The 23,653-nt window shown below is 37.0% G+C and carries 21 protein-coding genes and 1 pseudogene; 9 read left to right on the top strand and 13 right to left on the bottom strand.

Going from position 1 to position 23,653, the window contains the following annotated elements:
• Window positions 1-32 precede the first annotated feature (32 nt).
• From F886_RS03570 to F886_RS03555, 4 genes are all read right to left on the bottom strand, one after another.
• On the bottom strand, window positions 33-494 hold the full coding sequence (locus tag F886_RS03570) for a hypothetical protein (RefSeq protein WP_005301569.1): 462 nt from the start codon (window positions 492-494) through the stop codon (window positions 33-35).
• Between the two features lie 45 nt (window positions 495-539).
• The gene (locus F886_RS03565) at window positions 540-1,460 is read right to left on the bottom strand and encodes a copper resistance protein B (RefSeq protein ID WP_000557534.1); all 921 of its coding nucleotides are present in this window, start codon (window positions 1,458-1,460) and stop codon (window positions 540-542) included.
• The gene (locus F886_RS03560; RefSeq protein WP_005301566.1) at window positions 1,447-3,330 is read right to left on the bottom strand and encodes a copper resistance system multicopper oxidase; all 1,884 of its coding nucleotides are present in this window, start codon (window positions 3,328-3,330) and stop codon (window positions 1,447-1,449) included. Before F886_RS03560 ends, F886_RS03565 begins: the two co-directional genes overlap by 14 nt.
• 81 nt (window positions 3,331-3,411) lie before the next feature.
• Window positions 3,412-3,762 (bottom strand): hypothetical protein, encoded by a 351-nt coding sequence (locus tag F886_RS03555; RefSeq protein ID WP_000853615.1) that lies wholly within the window; start codon window positions 3,760-3,762, stop codon window positions 3,412-3,414.
• A 148-nt stretch (window positions 3,763-3,910) separates the two neighbouring features.
• Here F886_RS03555 and F886_RS03550 point away from each other — a divergent pair, with 148 nt between their 5' ends.
• Window positions 3,911-4,594 carry a heavy metal response regulator transcription factor gene (locus tag F886_RS03550; protein ID WP_001221582.1) on the top strand — a complete coding sequence of 228 codons (684 nt, stop codon included), beginning with the start codon at window positions 3,911-3,913 and terminating at the stop codon, window positions 4,592-4,594.
• Window positions 4,584-5,957, top strand: coding sequence for a heavy metal sensor histidine kinase (locus tag F886_RS03545; RefSeq protein ID WP_000149042.1), 1,374 nt, complete (start codon window positions 4,584-4,586; stop codon window positions 5,955-5,957). The genes F886_RS03550 and F886_RS03545 overlap by 11 nt, the downstream gene beginning before the upstream one ends.
• A 73-nt stretch (window positions 5,958-6,030) precedes the next feature.
• Here F886_RS03545 and F886_RS03540 read toward each other — a convergent pair whose 3' ends face one another.
• Window positions 6,031-8,388, bottom strand: coding sequence for a heavy metal translocating P-type ATPase (locus tag F886_RS03540; protein WP_005301560.1), 2,358 nt, complete (start codon window positions 8,386-8,388; stop codon window positions 6,031-6,033).
• A gap of 279 nt (window positions 8,389-8,667) precedes the next feature.
• Between F886_RS03540 and F886_RS03535 the strand changes: the two genes are divergently transcribed.
• The 3 genes from F886_RS03535 to F886_RS03525 all read left to right on the top strand — a co-directional run bounded on the left by F886_RS03535 (window position 8,668) and on the right by F886_RS03525 (window position 10,274).
• Window positions 8,668-9,048, top strand: a complete 381-nt coding sequence (locus tag F886_RS03535) for a copper resistance CopC family protein (protein ID WP_000689223.1) — start codon at window positions 8,668-8,670, stop codon at window positions 9,046-9,048.
• A 67-nt stretch (window positions 9,049-9,115) separates the two neighbouring features.
• Complete coding sequence (locus F886_RS03530; protein WP_005301557.1) at window positions 9,116-9,997, top strand: copper resistance D family protein; 882 nt, start codon at window positions 9,116-9,118, stop codon at window positions 9,995-9,997.
• 16 nt (window positions 9,998-10,013) lie between these two features.
• Window positions 10,014-10,274, top strand: coding sequence for a hypothetical protein (locus F886_RS03525; protein WP_000205069.1), 261 nt, complete (start codon window positions 10,014-10,016; stop codon window positions 10,272-10,274).
• 127 nt (window positions 10,275-10,401) lie between these two features.
• Here F886_RS03525 and F886_RS03520 read toward each other — a convergent pair whose 3' ends face one another.
• The 5 genes from F886_RS03520 to F886_RS03500 are packed head-to-tail and all read right to left on the bottom strand — an operon-like array spanning window position 10,402 to window position 16,391.
• Window positions 10,402-11,844, bottom strand: coding sequence for a hypothetical protein (locus F886_RS03520; protein ID WP_005301554.1), 1,443 nt, complete (start codon window positions 11,842-11,844; stop codon window positions 10,402-10,404).
• Window positions 11,845-11,860: 16 nt separating this feature from the next.
• The gene (locus tag F886_RS03515) at window positions 11,861-12,946 is read right to left on the bottom strand and encodes a TniQ family protein (RefSeq protein ID WP_005301551.1); all 1,086 of its coding nucleotides are present in this window, start codon (window positions 12,944-12,946) and stop codon (window positions 11,861-11,863) included.
• Window positions 12,947-12,962: 16 nt separating this feature from the next.
• A complete protein-coding gene (locus F886_RS03510; protein WP_000073891.1) occupies window positions 12,963-13,814 on the bottom strand; it encodes a TniB family NTP-binding protein in 852 nt (283 codons plus the stop codon).
• Entirely contained in the window at window positions 13,811-15,700 is a 1,890-nt protein-coding gene (locus F886_RS03505) for a Mu transposase C-terminal domain-containing protein (protein WP_005301547.1), read from the bottom strand. Before F886_RS03505 ends, F886_RS03510 begins: the two co-directional genes overlap by 4 nt.
• 1 nt (window position 15,701) lies before the next feature.
• Window positions 15,702-16,391 (bottom strand): heteromeric transposase endonuclease subunit TnsA, encoded by a 690-nt coding sequence (locus tag F886_RS03500; RefSeq protein WP_005301544.1) that lies wholly within the window; start codon window positions 16,389-16,391, stop codon window positions 15,702-15,704.
• Between the two features lie 114 nt (window positions 16,392-16,505).
• On the opposite strand from F886_RS03500, the pseudogene F886_RS03495 reads away from it, so the two are divergent.
• Window positions 16,506-17,156, top strand: a pseudogene (locus F886_RS03495) (ATP-binding protein); the annotation flags it as partial.
• 15 nt (window positions 17,157-17,171) lie between these two features.
• On the opposite strand, the gene F886_RS03490 reads toward F886_RS03495, so the two are convergent.
• On the bottom strand, window positions 17,172-18,605 hold the full coding sequence (locus F886_RS03490) for a MocR-like pyridoxine biosynthesis transcription factor PdxR (RefSeq protein ID WP_005301536.1): 1,434 nt from the start codon (window positions 18,603-18,605) through the stop codon (window positions 17,172-17,174).
• A gap of 111 nt (window positions 18,606-18,716) precedes the next feature.
• On the opposite strand from F886_RS03490, the gene F886_RS03485 reads away from it, so the two are divergent.
• The gene (locus tag F886_RS03485; protein WP_005301534.1) at window positions 18,717-19,493 is read left to right on the top strand and encodes an aldolase; all 777 of its coding nucleotides are present in this window, start codon (window positions 18,717-18,719) and stop codon (window positions 19,491-19,493) included.
• A gap of 16 nt (window positions 19,494-19,509) precedes the next feature.
• Window positions 19,510-20,388, top strand: a complete 879-nt coding sequence (locus F886_RS03480; RefSeq protein WP_005301525.1) for a dihydrodipicolinate synthase family protein — start codon at window positions 19,510-19,512, stop codon at window positions 20,386-20,388.
• 42 nt (window positions 20,389-20,430) lie between these two features.
• On the opposite strand, the gene F886_RS03475 is transcribed toward F886_RS03480, so the two are convergent.
• Complete coding sequence (locus F886_RS03475; RefSeq protein ID WP_005301523.1) at window positions 20,431-21,252, bottom strand: TorF family putative porin; 822 nt, start codon at window positions 21,250-21,252, stop codon at window positions 20,431-20,433.
• Window positions 21,253-21,308: 56 nt separating this feature from the next.
• Window positions 21,309-21,479 carry a hypothetical protein gene (locus F886_RS20330; protein WP_013199149.1) on the bottom strand — a complete coding sequence of 57 codons (171 nt, stop codon included), beginning with the start codon at window positions 21,477-21,479 and terminating at the stop codon, window positions 21,309-21,311.
• A gap of 733 nt (window positions 21,480-22,212) precedes the next feature.
• Between F886_RS20330 and F886_RS03470 the strand changes: the two genes are divergently transcribed.
• Entirely contained in the window at window positions 22,213-23,550 is a 1,338-nt protein-coding gene (locus F886_RS03470; protein WP_005301521.1) for an OprD family outer membrane porin, read from the top strand.
• Window positions 23,551-23,653 lie beyond the last annotated feature (103 nt).

Raw genomic sequence — 23,653 nt, 5'->3', positions numbered from 1 at the left:
AAAAATGCTATGAATGACGATGAATCATTAAATTAGATAGAGCGTGGGGGTTTCCAAAGAACAGAAGGAAAAGGAGCAGGAAGGTTTTGATCCAGAGAATAAAAAGCCGATCGCTCTATAGGAGGGAACACCTTTGCGTATAGAAATTCTTGCGTAGAAGGGGTATACGCAATCTTGGCAAAAGACATAATGCACTCCTGCTCAGACATACAGGATGGATCATGTAAAGATTTTTTGGCCTTTGTCTCTACTTTCATACAATCAGTGTGCATTGTATCCTGATTTTGAGATGCTTCCATTGGTATAGGTTGCATCTGTTCAAATGGCATTAAACACCGTTTATGTACAGACGAAGCAGCAGCAGCCGATCCGACGAACAGGATAGCAAACGATAAAAACAGCGATAGGCATGTCTTTAACCACTGCATAGATTTAGACCAAAATTTAAGCTTTTTTAGTTTTACAGATTCGAAATTAAATAGCAATAATTTCATGAATGATAGCCAAAGCTATCATTCATGATACTAAGTCATATCACCTTAAAAAACTAATTCGATACCTGCACCATATTTCCAACCTTTTTCAGACTCAGTAGCTTCTTGCATAGAGGTAGCTTTTTGTCCTTTTTCATATTGATAAGCCACATCAATAAAAGGCCTGATTCTTTTAGTTATCTCATACCGCGTTTTAATACCAGTTTTTAATTCTGATAAACCTGATTTTGCAGCATAGTTAGAATCATCACTAAATACAGCATCTACTTCTAGGTAAGGTTGGGTAATCAATTTCTGGGTTAACAAGAAATCACGTTCGACTTCAAAACTTGCTCCCCAGAAGTTATTTTCCCCACCATATAAATAAGCTTGGGTTTCAAAGAAATAAGGAGCTAGCCCTAATACCCCAATAACACCATCAACTCGATCGCTGTTGCTGTTATTTTTATCTTCACTGTATCTCACCCCAGCTTGTAAATCCCAAAAAGGTGCTACATTGCGGCTATAAAGTGCTGACACATCATATTTGGGGTCATGGCTTTCTGACTTATCCAAATTCGCTTCAATAAATAGGCGATTTTCATCTGTACCTATTAAAGTTTCAATTTTTGAACCTAAGGCACCTTTACCATCTTCATCCACAGTCCATTCATTCTCAAACTTTGTTGTTTGAAAAATTTGTCCACCATGTTCTTTAAGATGCTTATCATGATTCTGACCATTGGAAATTACAGTTTCAAACCCTGTACTATTATCTCCATCATTACCAGAAGTTGTTTTTTGATAAGTATTCCTTTCAGCATAACCTAACCCACCTGGTTCTTTTAACAGCACTCTCATACTTTCTGATTGAGAGCTATTTACTTGATTTCCGGTAGATGGATCATTGGCAAAGGCAACACTTGTTAATCCTAACAAGGCTAAAGATACAAGTGTTTTAGAATAGAGTTTTTTAGTGGTGTGCATGTTGATTTACCCCCTTATCATTATTAATAGGTTGAGCAACAACATCTTTTGAATCAGAACTATTGCTATCGACATTTGCAACAATAAGCTTATTCATCATCCCAGCAGACATGTGATAGAGTAAATGACAATGGATAGCCCATTCACCTAACTCATCTGCCGTTAATAAGGTTGTAACTGTTTTACCTGGTGGGACAATTACAGTATGTTTATTTGGCATATTACTAGCATCCTGGCCATTTTCTAGTTGCATAAACATGCCATGTAAGTGCATTGGATGAGCCATCATACTGTCGTTCACGAATTTCAAGCGTATACGCTCACCATATTTAACCTTGAATGGTTCAGTTTCATTAAACTTCTTCCCATTAATTGTCCAAATATAGCGCTCCATATTTCCACCTAAACGAATTTCAATTTCACGTTCTGGAGCACGAGTATCTTTTTGGGGCGTTAATGACTGTAAATCACTATATTGAAGTGCTTTTAGACCAGCTGGAGTTGATGCATTCGCCCAACCGTAAACATTTTCACCATTTTTCACTTGTGTTGGTGAGGTCATTGCAGTATTCATTTCCATATTATGTGTCATGCCTTGCATTGAAGACATGTCATGATTCATTCCGGACATTGACTGGTCTTTTGAATTGCTTCCCTTTGAAGGCATATCGTGATTCATACCTTCCATTGAAGACATGTCATGATTCATTCCGGACATTGACTGGTCTTTTGAATTGCTTCCCATAGAAGACATATCGTGGTTCATACCTTCCATTGAAGACATATCATGCCCCATACCCATATCCTCCATAGTCAATAAAGAACGTGGACGTGGTTTTGGCATCAAAATATTTTTTACAGGTAAGGTATTTTCATTATGTAATGTACCAATAGAAAAACCACTACGATCGATAGATTCAGCCTCTATCTGATAATTTGCCTGTTTTGGTTCTACGATAACATCGTACGTTTCGGCTGTTCCAATTCTAAACTCATCAACTGGTACAGGCTTCACTGGCTGGCCATCTGCACTAACTACTGTCATTTTTAGATTAGGAATTCTTACATCAAAAAAAGACATTGCAGATGCATTAATGAAGCGGAGACGAACTCTTTCTCCTTCTTTAAAATTTCCGGTCCAATTTTGTTCCGGGGTTTTACCATTCATCAAGAACGTATACTTTGTTACATCAGACATATCTGTCTTAAGCATTCGCATCTGATTCCACATAGAGCGATCTTGCCATGTTGCTTTTAAGCCATCTTTTTTAATCTGTTTAAAAACATCAAAAACCGTTTCTCTTCTATTTTGGTAATAATCAGCCTCTTTTTTGAGGTTACTCATAATTTGACCACTAGTCGAATTATGAAAGTCAGATAGTAGGACTACGTAATCTCTATCAGCCTTTTCGCCAGCTGATAAAGGTACTTTATTTTTTGGATAAATCACGAGGGGGCCATATAGGCCATCCTGTTCTTGTCCTTTACTGTGTGAGTGATACCAATAAGTACCATTTTGACGGACTTTAAATTTGTATTCATAAGTTTTATTTGGTGCAATACCATCAAACTGATTAAATCCAGGAACACCATCCATGATGCCAGGTAAGATTAAACCATGCCAATGAATAGATGAATCTTGATTCTTTAACTTGTTATGTACACGAATAACAGCATCATCACCTTCCTCAAACTCAAGAAGAGGTGCAACAAACTTACCATTTACCGTAATTCGCTTTAAAGGCTTACCTGTTATATTCACCGTCTGTTCAGCAATAGTTAAATCATATTCTTTAACCGCGGCCATAACCCAAGTCGACGAAAATAAACCGATTCCTATTAAAAAGACATGACTTAATTTTTTAGACATTTACTTCACCTATCGGATATCAAGATAAGGGATAAAACATGTTTAACTGCTTTACCCCCAATCTCTCATTTATCGTATTCTTTATTTATTTGATGTATTTGACATGTTCATTTTAGAGTGATCCATGTTCATCATATTTGAGTGATCCATATTTCCCATTTTAGAAGGGTCCATATTCATCATCTTAGAATGATCCATTTGGGACATATCGGACATTTTACTGTGGTCGTGCTGGCTATGATCCTGTTGAGTTGTTTTATCATTCTTCATATCACAGGGTTTTTGACACTTACCTTGTTCTTTGATATCTGCTTGAACAGCAGTACTTACTGTACTGGTCTGTTTAGCCTCTGCAGCCCAAGACTGAGTTCCAGCGAACAAAGATCCAACACATAAAAAAGTAGTTAAACTACGACGAAATAAAGTTTTCATTTTTTGCTCCAAGATTAGCTCATATGAATACATTAAAGGCCGGCACTAAACATCTATATGACATGAAAATGACATTTTTGTAATCTACGCCGAATCACGGATTTATAACGTTATTATGATCCTAATTAATGCAATCAGGTTTTTATAAATGAGAATCTTATTAGTTGAAGATGAACAAAAAACTGGTGATTACCTTAAACAAGGCCTTTCTGAAGCTGGCTATATTACTGACTGGGTTACAGATGGATTAACAGGAAAACACCAGGCTCTTTCTGAAGAGTATGACCTAATTATTCTAGATGTAATGTTACCTAAGTTGGACGGCTGGAATATCATTAATGACATTAGAAAAAGCGGTAAAAGCATGCCTATTCTTTTTCTTTCAGCCCGAGATCAAATTGATGATCGAGTGAAAGGGTTAGAATTAGGGGCTGATGATTATCTTGTCAAGCCTTTTGCTTTTGCAGAGCTACTGGCTCGAATTAAGAGCTTACTCCGTCGGGGACAACAAAAAGAAGATAGCAACCTAATCACTATTGCAGACCTTGAACTTGATTTACGTAAACGTCGTGTTACTCGTGCAGGGCAACGTATTGACCTAACAGCCAAAGAGTTTGCATTGATGGAATTATTTATGCGTAGACGTGGAGAAATTCTACCTCGTGCTTTAATTGCTTCTCAAATATGGGACATGAATTTTGATAGTGATACCAATGTAGTTGAAGTCGCTATTAAACGGTTAAGAAATAAAATAGATAGCAACTTCACCCCTAAGTTAATTCAAAACATCCGGGGGATGGGATATGTCTTAGAGGTAGAAGATGACTCATAAATTGTTTAATGCAATTAGCTTCCGTATTGCAATTATCTTTTCTCTATCAACTGTCATCATCTTATTGATTATGGGGCTGGTCATTCATCAACTTGTTATGCATCATTTTGAAACTCAGGACCGGACCCAGTTAGAAGGAAAAATTCAGCTTTTAGAAAATTTACTTGAACAGAACCCTACAAATACCCATGAATTAAATACATATTTAAAAGATGCTTTAGTAGGTCATCATGATCTGATTGTTCAAATAGAACGTCCAACAGGCCAAATCATTTTTAGTTCAGCACCAGCAGTCATAAAGACGCAAACGTTAGTCAAATCTAAACAAGCCCCTTGGATAGAATGGGAAATTCAAAAAAAAATCTATCGGGGCTTAGTTTATAAAAAGTCCTTTAATAATATTAGTATTCCATCAGCCCAAATTATTGTGGGGATCGATACATCTGAACATCAACACTTTTTAAATGATTTTAGACGACAGTTATTATATATCGGCGTTGTAGGCACAATTTGTTTAATGTTTTTAGGTTGGTTTGCCGCTTGGAGAGGATTACGACCAGTTCAAAAAATGGCGAAAGTTGCAGAAGGTATCTCGGCTCAGCATCTTTCTGAGCGATTAGAAGTAGACAGTACTCCAACTGAACTGAAATCATTAGCCATCGCATTCAACGATATGTTAGACCGGCTAGAAACAGCGGTAGGGAAACTCTCGGATTTTTCATCTGATCTAGCTCATGAGATCAGAACACCTATTAATAATTTGATGACGCAAACCCAAGTTTGTTTATCACGTAGTCGAGATATTAGTACCTATCAGGAAATTCTATTTTCCAATTTGGAAGAGTTTGAACGTTTAGCCCGAATGGTATCCGATATGCTCTTTCTTGCAAAAGCAGAACATGGCCTACATAAAGCGAATTTACAGCAAGTGAATTTAGTCAAGGAAGTCTCAGCATTATTTGATTTTTATGATGCAATTGCTGCTGAAAAAGGAATGTCACTCAAGCAAACTGGCCAAGGTTACGTTGAGGGCGATCCTTCAATGTTACGTCGTGCACTTAGTAATTTGCTATCAAACTCTATTAGGTATGGCAAACCAAATTCGGTAATCAAAATTCAGTTTCAAAAAAATATAGATACCACTATATTCACAATTGAGAATGAAAGTTCACCATTAACATCTGAGCAGTTGAACCGATTATTTGATCGTTTTTATCGTACAGATGCATCGAGACAACGAGTTGAGGAAGGCACCGGGCTAGGTTTAGCCATTACAAAGTCAATTCTTGATGTCCATGGCGCAACAATTCAAGCAGACTATAATAACGGACGTATAATTTTTAAAATTATTTTTAAAAATTAATTAATTATCCTATAAAAAACTGACTACTTATTACAAATAATTAAAATAATAAGTAGTCAGTTAATCATCTATTTTATTTACGTAGCCGTAAAGCATTACCAATAACCGAGGCTGAACTTAGACTCATCGCGAGCGCTGCAATCATAGGAGAAAGTAACCATCCAGTAAATGGGTATAAAATACCAGCAGCCAAAGGGATACCTAACGCATTATAAAGAAACGCAAACATCAGGTTTTGCTTCATATTCTTAATAGTTGCCTCCGACAAGGTACGGGCTATTTCAATACCGCGTAAATCACCCTTTACCAAAGTAACTTGAGCACTATTCATTGCGACATCTGTTCCTGTCCCCATTGCAATTCCGATGTCAGCCTGCGCTAAAGCCGGAGCATCGTTAATTCCGTCACCAGCCATTGCTACGATTCTTCCTTCTTTTTGTAATTTCTTAACTAATTCTAATTTATCTGCGGGTTTTACTTCTCCATAAACTTCATCGATACCTAAACGGCTACCAACTGATTTCGCTGTTGTTAAGCCATCGCCTGTAGCCATTACGATTCTTAAACCGGAATTTTTTAATGAATGCAAAGCTTCAGGTGTACTTGCTTTGATTGGATCTGAAACAGCTATCAAACCTATCAGTTTCCCATCCACAGCTAAATGCATAACACTTGCACCTTCAGCTCTTAACTTCTCAGCATCATTGATAAATGCATCAACAGATATACCAAGTTGTTCCATTAATGCGGTATTACCTAGAGATAACTGATGTCCATTTAACTCACCCTTAACGCCAATACCAGACCCTGACTCAAAAGATGTCGGTTTCGTTAGTGCAAGATCTCTTTCCCGGGCAGCACGTACAATTGCATCGGCTAAAGGATGTTCACTTCCTTGATCCAGACTAGCTGCTAATCGAAGAATCTCGTTATCTTCATATCCAGAAAGAGGGATAATCTTATCAAATGTAGGTTGGCCTTCGGTTAAGGTTCCTGTCTTATCAATAATTAACGTATCAATCTTCCGTAAATTTTCTATAGCTGCAGCATCACGAAAAAGTACACCATTTGATGCACCACGACCGGTTGCCACCATGATTGACATAGGCGTCGCTAATCCTAAAGCACATGGGCAAGCAATAATTAAAACTGCGACAGCATTGATTAGCCCATAGACCCAACTCGGCTCCGGTCCGAATATTCCCCAACCCAAAAATGTAAGTATAGAAATACCAATAACCACCATAACAAACCATCCTGCTACCTGATCTGCCATTCTTTGCATTGGAGCTTTAGAACGTTGAGCTTGCGACACCATTTGTACGATCTGAGAGAGTACAGTTGATGACCCAACCTTTTCTGAACGCATCACTAATGAACCATTCATATTCATAGTTGCGCCAATCACCTGGTCTCCCACACGTTTTGTAACTGGTACGGGTTCTCCAGTTAACATCGACTCATCAATAGAACTTGAACCTTCAGTAACTATTCCATCAACAGGTACCTTTTCACCTGGTCGTACTCTAAGCAAATCTCCAACGTGTACATGGGAAAGAGGAATATCTTCTTCTCTTCCATCGTCATTTACTTTTCTGGCAGTTTTCGGCGCCAACCCAAGCAAAGATTTAATCGCGGCCGAAGTTTGCGAGCGAGCTTTTAACTCAAGCACTTGACCTAACAATGTTAGTGAAATGATAGCGTCAGTAGCTTCAAAATATACTGCAACACGTCCCATAGATATAAAAGAGTCAGGGAATACTTGCGGTGCCAAAGTTCCAACGAGACTGTATATAAATGCTGCACCGGTCCCAATCCCAATTAAAGTCCACATATTCGGACTACGATTTAAAATTGATTGCCAACATCTAACAAAAAATGGCCATCCCGCCCAAAAAACTATTGGCAAGGTAAGAAGAAGTTCAATCCAAGTTTGTACTTTAATTTCAAACCAGTTTAATTTATGACCAAACATCGCCAAGGTTATTACGATAACGGTCAAAGGTAACGTGTACCAAAATCTTCTTTTAAAGTCCTTGAGTTCAGGATTTTCATCAGCCTCATCTAAATTTGGAAGCAAAGGCTCTAATGTCATACCGCAAATTGGACAGTTTCCAGGTTGATTCTGTCGAATCTCCGGATGCATGGGACATGTATAAATTGTGGAAGTATTTACATGAGCTGAATTAATAATTTCAGTTGAATCTACTTCAGCTCTATTCATTGATTTTTTAGTTGGAGAAGATTTACCCTCTTCATTAATATAAAACAAAGGATCATTTTCAAACTTTAACTTGCATTTTTCACTGCAAAAGTAAAACGTTTTACTGTCAATTTTTTCATAGAATTTAGAAGCCTGTGTTACGGCCATTCCACAGACAGGGTCAATAAGTCTATTGCCGGTATTCTTATCTTCATGATGATGGTCCATAGAACCTCCTTCATATTAATTCTCAAAAATAAAGAGCTCATTAGGATTAAACTAATTTTTCGATATCCGGTCATTTAGTGACCATTATTTTCAATAAAGTCAGTGTAACACTTGTGTGTTTTCAATTTTAAAAATGACAAAAATGTAATTTTGGAGTCATCAAGACGTTTCTATCTGTCTTGAATAATAAGCATACGAAGAGTGATGACCAACTCAATCTATTCATGAACGTCAACGGGTCATTACTTAGCTATGTATCTGTTTTAGAAGGATGATGAAATGAAAATTTTCCAAAATAAAGTATCAGTTCTACGCAATGTATTAGTTGGTGCAACTATGGTTGTAGCTGCTTCTAGTGCGTTTGCACATGTAAAACTTGAAAGTGCAACACCTGCTATTAATGCTTCTGTAGCAAGTCAACCCCAAAACATAACTTTAAATTTTGGTGAAGAGGTTATGTTAATGAATGTCAAATTGCTTGATGCCCAACGTAAGGATATCCCATTAAATTATAAAATAACTCATGATATGAAAAAGTCATTTGAAGTGGCCGTACCTAAACTTAAGAAAGGTAAATATACCGTGGTATGGACCACAATGGGTGCAGATGGCCACAACATGAATGGCGAATATAATTTCACGCTTAAAGCAGCAAAATAAAATAAAAATGAAATTAGTAAACATGCCAGCTATTTGCTGGCATGTTGCTATAACGATGGAGAAAAATATGCTTCCTGAAACTTGGATATACGCAACATGGCTGGCTAAAGTCGTTTTATATTTAGGTATTGCATTTGTTGTTGGTGGCGCTTTCTGTTATTTCTTACTTGGTCGTTATGTAGAAATTAAACAGACTATTCTGAAGTACATAACTATTGGTGCAGGACTGGGTTTAATATCCAGTATTCTTGGCTTCTTCCTTCTCATTGGAAGTTTTGCCAATACAGGTCTTTCTGGCATGTGGGATAGCAACTACATAAACATTTTAATAAATACTCCCACAGGGCACGTTCATATTATTCGATCAATTAGTTTTGCTCTTCTACTTCTAGTGATGATCATAAAACTTAGTAAAGGAACTATTCAGGTTTCAAAAATTGAAGGAGTAATATTTCTCATACTTTTAACTCCTATTGTTTTTAGTTTTTCTCAACTTGGTCATGTTACAAATTTACCTTCATTCGCACAATTTTTATTATCAATCCATGTACTTGTAATGTCTTTATGGATGGGATCACTTTATCCTTTATGGAGAACAAGTAAAAAAATTACTGGTCTTCCCTTGAAAGAACGCATGCATCTGTTTGGAAGAATTGCTGCTTTTGTGGTAGGAATATTACTTGCATGTGGTGCCAGTATTGCACTATTACTCATTAAAGATTTCAATATTCTACTGAATACTCCTTATGGGCATGGATTCATTATTAAAATAATATTTGTTTTAAGTATTTTATTATTGGCTGCCTTTAATAAATGGTATTTTACTCCTCGTTTACAGGATCCAAAATTTGCAAAACAATTGGGTTATGCCATTTTATTTGAAATGTCACTAGGCTTATCAATTCTTTTAACGACTGGGTATATTACAACAGTAGTCGGTATTGAGTAATAGGAGTAGCCAAGCAATGACTTCATGGATGAAAGTTAACTGTATCGTAATTATATCTCTTGTTGTAAATACTGTGAGTTGGGCAGAACCAGCATCAGCTAAACATATGCATGCGCTTGATGACAGCGAGCTGAGGAAAGTTTCGGATCATGACCACTCAGACGAGAGCTCACTTTCACATGCCCATCATGCAGATAAGAAAGAGGAGCCACAAAATTTAAGTAAGGAAAATAATCAGCAAAATTTAAGACTAATACAAACGTCTTATCCAAAATAAATATGGATAAGTAGGCTTGATTTTGGGGATAGAAAGATTCTATTCCCTATCAATAACTAGTAATTAATTTTTTTTTGATAAAGTTCTCAAATCTTCTTGTATCTAGCAAGACCTCTCGATAATGTACCTATGTTGATTCTTGGCTAATATCAAAAAAATTATTAATTTTAGGTATCCAAAAAATCTCATTCCTGAAACTAATCTCTAATCCATCTTCAATTTCATTGATCATATTTAGTTCTATATGCTTAGAATGGGTAATCTCAAACTTATGAAAATACATTAAGCAAATTCTTACCCACAATAATAATTCAAATCTATTCTCGGTCACTTTACTTAACTTAATAATTTCTTTTTCTAATTTCTGATTTTTTACTGCTTTTATAAAGTTAGAATTCTTTATAAATGAAAAGTTTAAATCCGTATCATAATTCCGGTTTAAAAAAATTATAAAGCCAATGAGTTCAGCCGCTTGACCAGGATGATGTGACAAATAATGTTTGACATGCCATATCCGTGGCAAGTTAAATCTTGAATTACTCATCAGAAACATCAAGGCTGAAGCTGGTTTCATTGCTAGCCTGGCAGAGCGAATAGTTGTTGTACCATCGCTCACTCTACTCATTAACGTGTCAAAGTACTTTTGAAGAATTTGAGCGGGAAAAGTGGACTCTAGACAAATATTTTTTAACCTATTCAGTTGGTCCAATTCAGAACAAAATTCTTTTGCCTGTATATCTACTTGAAGATGATGTACTTGAGTTAACCATTGCATAGGTAATACAAATTTACGTAAACCACTTGTTCTTAATCTTCCCAAAAGCTCGGTATAAGCGGGAACTTGCTCTATCCAAAGATCTTCAGTTTCTTCAAAAAATTTTATATGTTTCGCAGTAAATAAGGCTGCTTTATGTGAGCCTACTCGTTGTTCAAGCCATTTTATATAGTTTTTAAAGTGTTTTCGGAGATGTGTATCTACTAAATTATTTGCTAATTTCCCAACTCTTCTTTCAAGAATCTGGTGCCAGGAACAACTTTCACAATAATTTCCACGCCCAGCAGGAATCTTCAATTTACAGATCAAACAATAATGAGGTGGTGAATTCAAACATTTCTTGCAATACATCTGACCTGATTTAACATCTTCTTCAAGTAGCCGGTACCTACGACAACTTGGGCAAGTTCTATAATCACGAGTTGCGCATTTAGGACATACTCTTAAATTATCTGAAAAGCGGCTGATTCTGGAGAGTTTCTGGGAAAAGCATCCACAACGCTCACAGGCTTGAAACTCCTTGAAATAAACAGAGCAACTACAACAAACAGGACCATACTTTGTAATTTTTCCTATAGAGTAATCAACTCGTTGACAACGTATACATGGTCTATTGTTTTCACATTTTTGGCAAATGGCTGAGTTATCATATTTATATAACCTGGCAAGCTTTCCACAGGATGAACATGCTCTTTTTTTGAAAACCCGTACATAACATGTATGGCAAAATTTAGTCGATTTATAATTCTTATGAATTTTTTCCACATTGCGACCACAGTCATCACATTGAGGCATCTCATCTTCCCCCAATTTATAAGATTTTTCGCTTCAATCTCCACATTTTTCGTAATATAGCTTTTTTACATGTTGGTTTTGGGGTACTTGAGACATTTCCCTTTAATATATACCCCCGAGAAACCTTGTCTAGTTGCTTTTCTAAAGGTATTAATATTTCTGGTATTTTACATCTCTTATCCCAAAATGAGGCTCTATTCATACTTAAAGAGTGAGCTGTTTCAATAAATTTTTTTTGGGAAACTTTTAACAGTTGAGAAATACAAGCAAATATTTTCTCCCTTTCTAATACTGAAATTTGACTAAGGACTAAACCCGTCGAGGAAAGTTGAGGATGGGGAACTCTAATATCCAGCGCATTTAAAAATGCCCAACCTTTACTATTTAAGGAACTTCTAAGAACTTTTCGAATAAATTGATTAAATAACTGAATGACACTCAACCACTCTGATATAGGAATTAAAGTATCATCATAAATTGCATATCCTTGTTTAAGGAAAAGATCAAAGTCTTTCTGTAATGTCAAAGCATTGCGATCTATGACATCGGCTTTCACATCAAAAAGTTTCTCTTTACATAGGGCACAGCAAGATAATGTCTGATCAGGAGCTTCCAATAATCTTGGTTGAATAGCCTTCTGGCAATGGGGACATTGATCTAATAAACGCTGATTATGCTTAACACATCCCACGTGCAATACATACCGCCAATTCAGCCGAAAGTAAGCAACAGGATCACTTTCCAAACATTTGGGACAATATTGCCAACCACTTTTATGTTTACGATTCCGTGTACCTAAAGCTAATATCCATGGTTCAAGATTTATTGCACTATTTTGTAGAAATAATGTCTTAAAAGTTGAGGGATTGAAGTGATCCGGGCTGGTACCAACCTTACGGACTAATATATCTAAATATTCTTGATCAAGTCCTTTATCAATGTCTACAGTCCATGCTCTCCATTTAGGCCAAAGTAGCCCAGTTAAGCTCAGTGGATCACAACCACTCTCAAGGGAAATTCGTATCAGCCATGAGGATAAGGCTTCATCTTCATAGGGAAGTGTACGAATAACCCAATAATGAGTCCCTACAATCTGAACCATACTTGTATGCTACAGGTTACTTTACACTTTCTAATAATTGGTGATTAATGTGTTCCTGCCCAGTAATGATAGCCTTCTTGGCAGCTTCCCTTAAAAGACTACGTAAATTGCCTAAATTTCCCTCTGTAATGTCATGTAAATACTTTACAGTTGCTGGCTCAGCTAATCTTGAAGGCAGTTTAAGTGGAAGCACTTTTTCAAATTTATTTACCATAGCCTGAAACTCTTTATCAAGTTGCCATAAGGGAAGGTTAACAACACGAAAACGGCTTACATGCTGTGGATCGGTATATAGCACCCGAACAGCTTCTTCCGTCCCAAAACCAACAACAGGTATCTGAGTTTCATTACACAAATATTTGATCGCATTCATGACTGTTCTTTGTTTAATAGGAGTTCCACACAACAAAGAGTTCATTTCATCAATAATAAGTAACTTCACCTCATAAAGCTTGAGGCAATGAACAACCTGATATCTTAATTTTGCAACAGGATCTCTTTCGCGGAAGGGTTCCCAAAATCTATCTAAGATGGCCATATATAAAGCTTTCTCATCAGGGGAAACAGGTGCTTGAACAACAATCACAGGTTTAACTGCATTATTAAGCTCATTAGTATACCCCTCTCCATAGAGCTTAAAAAATTGGTTAATAATTGAAGTCTTACCATTATTAGGTTTACTTAACACCAGTAAATTAGGCATACGACTTCGTTTTGGAAGAGCGAGCATGCCCTTTAATTGATCCAGTAGATCATTCGCTGCTGGGTAACCTATCCAACGGTCCTCTTCGAGGAAAAAAAGTCTGTCCTCATTAGATTGGTCAACAATAGGTCGAAATTCCTGGAAAATATGTGGATAATTACTCATGAAATATCCTCATCATTTTCTACCTCATCTAAAGGTAATAACCCATATAAGCTTTCAAATTGTTGATCCATAACGGTACTCTCATGTTGAGATTTTTTGTCCTGAATTGAAGCAGGGTTAATTCTCTGTTGATGTTGAGTATTACGCTGATATGTTCTGCGAGCACGACGAGTTTTAATACTCGCTTCTTGTACCCGTTCACGCAGTTTAGCTAAAGCCTGTCCAAGCTCATGATCTTTTAAATATTCACCAGTTTCTTTTTTCAATTCCTGAATTTTTTTATGTTCCCAAATACTAAAGGGTGGAATACTTTGATCTGCTAGAGGAACTTTAAAATAGTTTTTTATTTCAGGGTCAAAGAACCATATTTCACTAATATTCCTTGGATCTCTTCTAAAAATAAACTTGCGTTTCTCTTTATGGTTATCAGGGTCAATTGAATTGATCCAGCTTCTCAATACATCCGCATAATATGACAGCCCATCAATAGTTACACCTGTAGTTTGGATTGTTCGTTCAAAACTCGGTAAAAAATCAAGGAAAAAATTATGATCATTTGCAGGTAATCTGGCTGCTCCAGAACCTAAAGTATTCTTATCACCAAAGATACCCAGTTCAAAAGCATGTAGAGGTGATGTACCTAAAGCTGAATGTTTTCGTTTATGGTAAACATTACAGATAAAATCAATCAGCCAATCCTCAAACTCTGTAAATGTAAAAACGGCTTGAGTATCAGAGTCATAATCTTTTCTCTGAAAAATATTAGAAAAAGTAGTACCTGGTACTGCATGAATATCTGTAGCAAAAGTACCCATCAAACGTTCAATATGTCCACCAAAACGTGGTTTTTTAACAGGTCGATATTCCAGACGGATATCATGTGCCATACAAGCATTTCTGAAAGTTTCTGAATGGAATTCGGGACCATTATCTACATGGATCGTATTCATAATTCCCCAAACAGGCCATTCAGCCTGGATCTTGCGTAAAGCCAACCATTTCTCTTTGGGTAATACTGCTTGAGATACACACATGGCAATAGACATTACCGAAGGTGCATCTAAAGACAGGTAATAGCCGACAACTACCCGCGAAAAGACATCAATTGCAAGAGTTAGATAAGGACGCCCAATAGGTTGTCGGTTAAAATCATCCACCAGAATTAGATCCACTGGGGTATGGTCAATCTGAACAACTGCAAGCGGGTAATCCGCATGAGGAAATTTTCCAGCGGCTGGGGTAAATTTATTATTAGCCTTTTCTTTATGTCCTCTTTTACGAAGAACTTCTCTTTGACTGATTGCTGCTATACGATTCCGTACGGTATTTGCATGAGGGACGTCAAGAATATGATATTCATGACATAAACGTTTCACTTCAAGTACAACTTTTTGAACACTTATTCTCTGATTAGTCAGATATAAGTCTTTAATCGCTTTTTCAATAATTGCTTCAGCATGCTTATTAATCATCTTCTGACCTTGAGGCAACCCCTCTTTTTTAGGTCTCAGTCCATCAATCGTTCCGTATGCGTTATATATTTTTAACCATCTGTATAAAGTTGCTGGATTTATATCATGTTGCTTTGCACGTAACTCCACTTCCTTGCGTCCACTCACCCCATCCTCAATAAAGGGGCGGATTATATTGAAGCGCCTTTCAGCTTCAGCCCAGTCTTTATCAGGAATGAGATCTATATCTTCATACGTTTCAGTAGGCAATGCTGGCTGTAATTCACTTATGGCAGCAATACCTTTTCTACCCGTATTCTTGTTTTCAACAAAGACAGATTTAAGGTCAATAATCTCAATAATTGTATGCGGTATACCTTTTACCTGAACTGACTCTCCAGCAGCAATCTTGATATTCACACGTCTATCATTCATCTTAATTCCCACTTATCCAAAGTTCAGTAGAAGGCTGTAAAGGTAGACTCAAATCGCATGCTAAAAAGCCATGAGCAACTAAATACCAAATTTGACTAATCCCATTTGCACGAGCCCATTTACCAGAAAAATGCCGAGCTAAAAGTGTGTCAAAAGTTACAACTTCTCGATCTCTTACATAGTCCATTAAAAATTTTGAATCGGCAAAAGAGAAGAACATTTTTCGGTATTTTTGCAGAAACATAGCATTTGACCATATCTGATCACGAATACGTCCTTCATGTGCAATGTGGAATTTCCAACCTTCTTCTTTGCAAATAGCCATAGCGGCACGGTATCTGGATTTCCATAGATTTAAATTAAGTTCTAACTCCGCTGCCGGCTTAACTTCAACTAATTTAGGAGGGATAAAAGGGAGATAATTGTCATGTTTATATGTTACTAAAAAGTCTGGGGTATAAACCCGTTTCTTTCCATTATCAACATACTCAATAGTAAATGGTTGAGACTCAACAGCCAGAACATTGGGATCAACCTCTAAACGAATGAGAAAATCTCGTTCAAGTGTAGATTCAAAAGGAACTGCAGAATCTTTTTTAAAAGGGTACAGTCCGGATACACTGATACGTGTATTACCAATTTTTCTTCGAGCTGGTACGATCTTGACCGTGTCGCATAATTGATTGTACATTCTTGGTTCCGTCGCATAGTTCATTATAAGATTTGTCGCACAGTTCTTTATAAAAAGCGTTCTAAGTTATTGACTCAAGCTTAAATTGTCGCATAGTTCTTTGTAAATGACAGCGGATCTCATCCTAAACCGGGTGAAATTACCCTATCTCACTTAGGTGTTCTATTTTTAGATGAACTTCCAGAGTTTGACAGAAAGGTGCTAGAAGTTTTACGCCAGCCGCTTGAGTCAAAAGAAATCATTATTTCACGAGCAGCTCGGCAGATTACTTATCCGGCTAACTTTCAATTGATTGCTGCGATGAACCCCTGCCCATGTGGTTATGCGTTTAATCAAGACAGCCGTTGCCAATGTTCACCTGACAGCATTAAGCGCTATCAAAACCGTATATCAGGACCTTTACTTGACCGTATCGATTTACATATTGATGTACCGCCTTTAAAAGCTCAGGAACTGCAAGATTCAACACCTGTTGAAGGTTCTACGGCTGTAAGACAGCGCGTGATTTCTGCTTATGAACAACAAATGCAAAGACAAAATTGTTTAAATCAAGCGCTTTCGCCGAAGCAACTTGAGCAATATGCTGTCCTTGATAGTACTTCACAGCAAATGATTGAAATGGCACAGCAACGTTTAAATCTATCAGCTCGTGCTTATCACCGTGTTTTACGAGTAGCGCGGACCATTGCCGATTTGGCTCAAAGTGAGATGATCCGAAGTCCTCATCTCACAGAAGCACTCTCCTATCGAGGCAATCATTCTTAAAAACAGAACAGCGGATTATGAGTCCGCTGTTCTTTTGTTAAGAACTTGATTTAAGGACTCAATTAAAGAAGTGATTTCTTTCTCTGATAAAGCAGCAAAACCCAAGCGAATACAACGATTAGAAGACTCAATTTGTTTAAACTTATGCTCTGTATCAATGTTGAGTTCTTTTAATTTTATAAGCTGATCTCGAGTAAATGGTTTCTGGAATTTTACCCATAAAGCCATTCCACCCGCAGGTGGTTGTATATGAACACACTCTGCAAAAATTCTTTTAAACTCAGCTAACGCATGGTCTCGGCGTAGTTGATATATTTTTTTCATTTTACGGATGTGCCTTTTAATTTCACCCCGTTGCATTAAATCTGCTAAGGCAAGTTCAGTAATATTATTACCTTGACGATCAATCAGTAAAATATCTTCTGTAATCGATTGAATGATTGATGGCGATGCCACGATGTAGCCTAAACGGATCCCTGGTGCAAAAACTTTAGACAATGAGCCAACATGAATGACTAATTCAGAATGAGGCAAACTCGCTAAGGGTGGCATAGGCCGACTGTCATAATGGAATTCATGATCATAGTCATCTTCAATAATATAAAAGCCCCATTTTTTTGAAAGCTCTAAGAGTTGAAGACGGCGATTCATTGGCATCGTGACAGTTGTGGGATATTGATGATGCGGAGTTGTATAAATGGCAGCAACCGAATGTTCTTTTAAAATACGTTCTAAATCCTCAATGACAATACCTTGTTCATCTAATTTGACAGAAACGACCTGAAAACCATTTGATTGAAACGCTTTAAAAGCAGATGGATAGTAAAGCTCTTCAACAACGATAACACCCTGCCGATTAGGTAATGCACGAGATGCAAGAAAAATTCCCATCTGGCTACCACGTACAATACAAATTTCATCTTCGGCAACATTCATAAAACGTTCCATTGACAACATTTGTTGTAAGGCTTGTCTTAACTCAGCCATACCTTGCGGATCACCATATCCCATATACTGGTTTTGGGTAATTTTAATCAGTGCATGCCGATAGGCCCGCGAAAATAGTTCGTAGGGAATAAGCCTCGGATCTGGTACACCATCGTTATGTGGATATAAAGCAACTTCTTGAATAGTTGGCTTCTCATTCACTTTTCGTTCAGATACTGACTCTATTTCGAGTTGTTTTTCTGGCAAAATATCTGCCACAAATGTGCCTTTTCTGGGACGAGTCACAAGCCATCCCTGTGCTTCTAATTCTTCATAGACCGCTTGTACCGTTTTCCGATTAATTCCTAATTCTTTTGATAGGCTACGAGACCCCGGCAGCATAGTCCCTTGCGCCAAACGGCCACTTAAGATTTCCTGACTAATCAAGTTGGTAAGCTTTAAAAAAACTGTTTTCTCTTCTCTTTCATCGATACGAAAATGTACTTGCCAAGGTCTTAGCATATTTGCCCCATCTGGACCATATAACTTATTAAAACTGGATGTATTGATTCATCCAGTTGTTTTCTATTCTGCCTTCACCTACTTAATTTGGTCAACTGGACTGGAGAAGAGATGAAGACTGCTTCTGTAAACAAACAAGACCTTATGCAACATGCACAGCAAGACATGCAAAAGTGGATTAGTGACTCAGATTTAACTGACCGCCAAAAGCTTGCTCTCACTTGTCGTATTTTATTTGATCATGGCCATGATGCTGGTTTAGCAGGCCAAATTACTTGTCGTAGTGAAAGTAAAGAATCCTTTATTACCCAACGTTTTGGTTTAGGTTTTGATGAAATTACTGCCTCAAACTTGCTTGAGGTGAATCAAGACTTAGAACCCATCCATCAAGAAGGTATGGCAAACCCAGCCAACCGTTTTCATACATGGATTTATAAAGAACACCCAGAGGTGAACTGCATTATCCATACGCATCCGACTCATGTAGCGGCTCTTTCCATGCTTCAAATTCCGCTCATAATTTCTCAAATGGATGTCTGTGCACTCTACGAAGATTGCTCATTTGTAGGCCATTGGCCAGGTGTTCCTGTGGGCAATGAAGAAGGTATTTTGATTTCTTCTGCTCTGGGTAAAAACCGCGCTGTTTTATTGTCTCACCATGGTCAACTGGTCACAGGAAAAACCATTGAAGAAGCGTGTAACTTGGCTCTTTTAATTGAACGTGCAGCTCAACTGCAACTTTTAGCCATGTCTGCCGGGCAAATTCAGCCAATCCCACACGATTTAGCTACAGAAGCTCATGACTGGGTATCTACCGATAAACGCAACAAAGTGAACTTTGCTTACTACGCACGTAAAGCTTTGAAAAAACATTCTGACTGTATTTAAAAAAGAGATTTCGACCATGAAACTAAACGGCATTATTGGCTACCCTGTTACTCCTTTTTCTGATGGCAACACCATTAATCTTCCTGTTTTAAAACAGATGCTGGATTTGCTTATTGAAAACGGCTGCGATGCAATTGCACCTTTAGGCAGTACTGGAGAAAGCGCTTATCTTGAATGGGATGAGTGGTGCTTAGTGGCTAAAACTTCAATTGAAAGCATTAATAAACGTGTACCTGTCATTATTGGAATTTCAGAACTCACGACGGATCAAGCCATCAAAAAAGCGCAGATCGCTCAAAGCTATGGTGCAGATGCACTTATGGTGATTCCTGTATCTTATTGGAAGCTAACAGATCAAGAGATTTTTGAATATTATCAATCGATTGCACAAGCAACGACTTTACCGATTATGATTTATAACAACCCTGCAACGAGTGGTGTTGATATGTCTCCAGAATTAATCGTGCGCATGTTTAATAACATTGCAAACATCACAATGGTAAAAGAAAGCAGCGGTGATATTCAACGTATGCATAAAATTCAAGAACTCTCAAAAGGAGAACTTCCGTTTTATAACGGCTGCAACCCTCTAGCTTTAGAAGCTTTATGTGCTGGAGCAAGTGGTTGGTGTACAGCAGCGCCAAATCTGTTAGGTCAACAACCTCAACAACTTATCGAACATGTAAAAAATGGTGAATTAGAACAGGCCAAAAAATCATTTTATCAGCAACTTCCTTTACTACGCTTTATTGTAACTGGTGGTTTACCCAAAACGATTAAAGCAGGTTTACAACTAAAAGGTGTTGCTGCGGGTTCACCACGCAAGCCACTGTTTAAAGCTACAGATATTGAGCTTAACCAGTTAAAACAGCTACTTTCTGAAATAGAAAACTAATAAAAAAGCGGGTCAATAAACCCGCTTTTTTACAGCATAAACTTAGAATGTTTTAGTTAAACTAAAGACTAAGCCTGTGTCATAAGGTTTTTTCTGAGCATCAGTCATACCAGAAGTGCTAATATCTGTACCAACAACATCTAGCTCAGCCAAAATGCCTAGAATGTTACGGTTTACACCCACTTTATAATCGATATAGCTATCGTCTTTACCTGGACCACCAGCAACTACGGCTAAAGCTTCTTTATTTTTGAATTTGTTATAACCAACTGATGCAAGTCCAGTAAATCCTGTATCTGCAATTGGCGCTGAATAACCGACATTAAAATACCAAAACTGCTTAGAATGAGCCCAGTAATCATCTGAATAGTTCACACCTACGCTAAGTGCATCCCCTTTAAATAAAGAATCAGCAAAAGTTAATTTACCGTAAACCTCATTAAAATCTAATCCATTTTTACCATCATAACCAATTCCATTACGGTCAAAACTATGACCAGAACCAATATAGCCATAATGAATTACACCGACATCATAAGTAGGCGCAAGCGTATCCGTTAATTTCAAAGTATTGGTATAACCCAAAGCGACATCAGTTTCTGTTGAGTTGCCAGTTACTCCAAAATCAACACTTGAACCCCAGAGTGATAAATAAGCACCCGACTTATGAGAAAAAGTAAAACCACCTTGAATCGCTGGATTATTTGATGATTGGGTAACTCCGCGGAAGCGGTAGTCTGTGGTTGCTGCGACGCTCCCTGTTGCGGTGATACCATAAAAAGATGGTGCATCTTCAGCCATAGCCATGGTTGAACCTGCTGCAAAGATACCAAGACCTAAGGCCTTAAGTGCAAATTTCATCATTCTGATCTCCCCCATAATGAATGCACGATTTATGTATATAAAACACATTGTGTTACTTAAGCTTTAGCAATTGCTGTGCCAATTCCATGTTTGCTATCAACGCGCTTCATTAATTTTGAGATCAAACTTGTTTTATACTGAAACCCCTGCTTGTTTTGTATAAATATAAATTCATAAAAAACAATAAAATAAAATAAAACTCTTGTGCATTTAGAAATAATAAACATATGAAAACCCCTTATCGGAAACTAGTAACCGAGATGGGAAGTATTCATTTACTCAATGTAAACTTTCTATTTAACCTTGATTAGGAAATATAAAAATTACGTAAATTTGTTAAAGCTAAGCTTTTAATGGTCTGTAAATGGGCATTTCATTTAATTAGACTTCTTTATTTTTTCTATTTTTAAACTTATGAACTATTTTGGGTCTTTTTTAATCAGCAATATGAGCAAAAAGAGTAATGCACAAAATTTACGCAAAATATCGCACTAAATTTGACCAATTAAACTAAATTCTATTGCTCGTTTAGAGTGATCTATTTTTGCACATTGTTCTTAAAAATAATGTTATAAAGTAACACTTTAAAAAATATTAAAAATAAATCGTCGAAAAAATCAACTCAACAGAAGATCAAAAACTAAACATATCCATCAAAAAAGATTAAAAAATAAACAGAAGAATCAACTATTTTTTTAGCTTGGAATATAAAATAAATGGTAAAAATACACTAAAAAATAAATTACTTTTTTTATTTTAAACAATACATTAAGTATAAAAGGTTAATAGTAAATTTAGTCAACAAGCAGTAGCACATTAATCAATTTCTGCATAGCATATATAAAATAAAATCAACAAAAATATATCTTTTTTATAGATTACTTATACAATTGATTCAAATCCTAGGCCCTGAACAATAACAAGGCACAGGATTTATCGTTTTTATGAGGTTCTTTAAATATGCTAAATGCACAAAAACTTACATTAGCAGTTCTCATTTCTGCGGCAATAATTTCCTCAGCTCAGGCAAGCGAGCAAAGTGAGGCAAAAGGATTTGTTGAAGATGCGAACGGTTCTATTCTCTTCCGTACAGGTTACATCAGCCGTGACAAAAAAAATGGCGTGGATGATACCAGTTCATTTGCTCAAACAGCAATCGTAAATATTGATTCTGGCTTTACTCCTGGTATTGTCGGTTTCGGTGTAGGTGTTGTTGGCGATGGTTCATTTAAAATCGGCGCAAACAAAAACGCTGGCAATAACATGATTCCACGTGAAACTGGTCTCAATGATGATGGCGTACCAACAAAAGGTGCTGGTGATTCTTATGATCACTGGGCACGTGGTGGTGCTAACGTTAAAGCACGTTTCTCAAATACAACAGTACGTTACGGTACTCAAGTACTTGATTTACCAGTTCTAGCAAGTAACACAGCACGTTTGGTACCTGAATATTTCACGGGTACTTTGTTAACTAGCCATGAAATTAAAAATTTAGAAGTGATTGCTGGTAAATTTACTAAAGATCAATATTCTGATCAGGTGAATACAGATGGTCGTCATCTTGACCGTGCAATTGTTTGGGGAGCTAAGTACAAATTTGATGACAATTTAAATGCATCTTACTATGGTCTAGACAGTAAAAATGCTCTTGAACGCCATTATGTAAATGTAAACTATAAACAGCCTTTGGCGAATGACAGTTCATTAACTTACGATTTCAGTGGCTACCACACTAAATTCGATGCGAATGCGAATACCTACTCAGCTACTGGAGCAGTAGCACCAGATTATGGTAAAACTGGTATAGCAGGTGAAGAAAAGTCTAATAACATTTGGGCAATTTCAGGTACTTATGCAACTGGTCCACATAGTGTGATGTTAGCATACCAACAAAACAGTGGTAATGTTGGTTATGATTACGGTGGTAATGCTGACGGTGGCCAAAGTATCTATTTACCGAACTCTTATTTGTCTGACTTCATCGGTAACGATGAAAAATCAGCACAAATTCAATACAACGTTGATTTTGGTAAGTTAGGTGTATTACCTGGTTTAAACTGGACGACTGCATTTGTATACGGTTGGGACATCAAAGTTAGAAATGTAACTGACAGTGCCCAGGAACGTGAGTTCTTTAACCAAGTGAAATACACTGTTCAAAGCGGTTTTGCTAAAGATGCAAGCCTTCGTATTCGTAACTCGTACTATCGTGCAAGCGATTCATACCAAGGTGCTTACATTGGTGACACCAATGAATGGCGTATCTTCCTTGATATTCCTGTGAAATTATTCTAATTCACAAATTTATCAAGCATAAAAAAACCTACGTCTGGCAACAGATGTAGGTTTTTTATTAAGCTCAGAATATCAATTGAGGCATTCTGAGCCTTATCAATTA

The organism is Acinetobacter sp. NIPH 542 (assembly GCF_000369825.1).
Lineage (GTDB): Bacteria > Pseudomonadota > Gammaproteobacteria > Pseudomonadales > Moraxellaceae > Acinetobacter > Acinetobacter oleivorans.
The sequence above is the reverse complement of the archived record's forward strand: the minus strand, read 5'-3'. Positions and strand labels throughout refer to the sequence as shown.